This window comes from Bartonella senegalensis OS02 (assembly GCF_000312545.1).
In the GTDB taxonomy this organism is placed as follows: Bacteria; Pseudomonadota; Alphaproteobacteria; order Rhizobiales; family Rhizobiaceae; genus Bartonella; species Bartonella senegalensis.
In genome coordinates, this window is record NZ_HE997540.1 from 1048305 (window position 1) to 1050016 (window position 1712).

At 40.2% G+C, this 1712-nt stretch carries 2 protein-coding genes and 1 pseudogene; all 3 read left to right on the forward strand.

The window, feature by feature from the left end:
- Positions 1–485, forward strand: a pseudogene (locus tag BN200_RS04210) (IS607 family transposase); the annotation flags it as partial.
- A 67-nt stretch (positions 486–552) separates the two neighbouring features.
- Positions 553–1200 (forward strand): RNA-guided endonuclease InsQ/TnpB family protein, encoded by a 648-nt coding sequence (locus tag BN200_RS09635; RefSeq protein ID WP_244426865.1) that lies wholly within the window; start codon positions 553–555, stop codon positions 1198–1200.
- A gap of 174 nt (positions 1201–1374) precedes the next feature.
- Positions 1375–1683: a transposase gene (locus BN200_RS09640; RefSeq protein ID WP_244426867.1), complete on the forward strand. Its 309-nt coding sequence runs from the start codon at positions 1375–1377 to the stop codon at positions 1681–1683.
- Positions 1684–1712: the final 29 nt, after the last annotated feature.

Genomic DNA, 1712 nt, shown 5'->3' on the forward strand with positions numbered 1-1712 from the left:
TGAGACCTGATTTTTTTCGTTCAAGAGAATTTTCTCAAAGAAAAACCATTGCGTATGCTCGTGTATCGAGCCATGATCAAAAAGACGATTTAGAGCGACAAAAACAGGTTCTCGAGCTCTATTGCGCAAGCCAAGGCTGAATTTATGAACTCATCTCTGATTTAGGATTAGGGGTGAATTATCGTAAAAAAGGTCTTAAACGTTTATTGGATGCTCTTATTGAAAATGAAATAGGTCGTTTGGTGATTACGCATAAAGATCGCTTAGTACGCTTTGGGGCGAAATTGGTCTTCGCCATTTGTGAAGCCAAACAAGTTGAGGTTGTCATTCTCAAGCAAGGAGAAGAAAGCAGTTTTGAAGAAGATTTAGCTAAAGATGTTTTAGAAATCATGACTGTTTTCAGTGCTCGTCTTTATGGAAGTCGTTCTAGAAAAAATCAAAGGTTAGTAGAGAATGTTTGTCAGGCTGTAGAGGCATCGCAATGATTGTTGCTCACAAAATAGCTCTAGACTTAAACAATAAACAGCGAAGTTATATGGCTCGAGCCAGTGGGTGGGTACGCTTTGCTTTGCTTATAATTGGGCACTGAGGGAATGGCAGCAGCAATATGAAGCGTGGAAGAAAGATAGTAATTTACCAAAGCCTAATAACTATACGCTACGTAGACAATTCAATTCTCTAAAACGAGAACAATTTCCATGGATTATGGAAGTTACTAAAAATGCTCCACAAATGGCAATTATTCAATTGGCTGTAGCTTTTAAGAATTTCTTTTCAGAGAGAAGCCGATATGCCACTTTTAGAAAGAAAGGGGTGCACGATCGTTTTACTTTGACCAATGATCAAATACAGCTGCAAGGTTCCAAGATAAGAATTGCCAAACTTGGTTGGGTTCGTCTGCGAGAACAATTGCGCTTTCAAGGAAAGCTGTTGTCAGCAATCATTAGCCGTAAAGCGGATAGGTGGTTTGTCAGTCTTAGCGTTGAAACAGATAATCAAGTCTCACTGAGCGAGAACCAAGCTATTGTTGGACTTGATTTGGGCATTAATGCCCTTGCAACGCTTTCGACAGGAGAGACCATAGGAAGCGTTAAACCTTATAAAACTTTGCTCAATCGTTTACGTTGTTTATCACGGCGTTTAAGTCTTAAGAAAAAAAGCTCGAGCAACCGCCATAAGGAGAAGCAAAAACTCGGCTAAGCTTCATGGGCGTATAAGCAATATAAGAACGGATAATTTGTATAAGATTACAACCGATTTAATTCAGCGTTTTGGGACCTTTTGTCTGGAAGATCTTCATGTAAAAAGCTTGCTGAAAAATCAGCATTTATCGTGTGCCCTTGCAGATCAAAGTTTTTCGAGTTTCGCCGTCAATTGGCATATAAGGCGGCCCGCTATGGTCGACAGATTGTTATTGCAGATCGTTGGTATGCGAGCAGTAAGATCTGCCATCATTGCGGATGGAAGATTGAACAATTGCCTCTTAACATACGTGAGTGGAGATGTTCTCATTGTGGTAAACACCATGATCGAGACATTAATGCCGCGATTAATCTAGAAAACTTGGCGGTGAGTTCCACCGTGTTAGCCTGTGGAAAGGAAGGCTCTGGCCAATGTCCTGTGACTTTGATGAAACCAGCCTCGAAGAAGCAGGAAATCAACAGTAGATTTAATCAGAAATGATTATATGTACATAAATTTGATAGAACGGA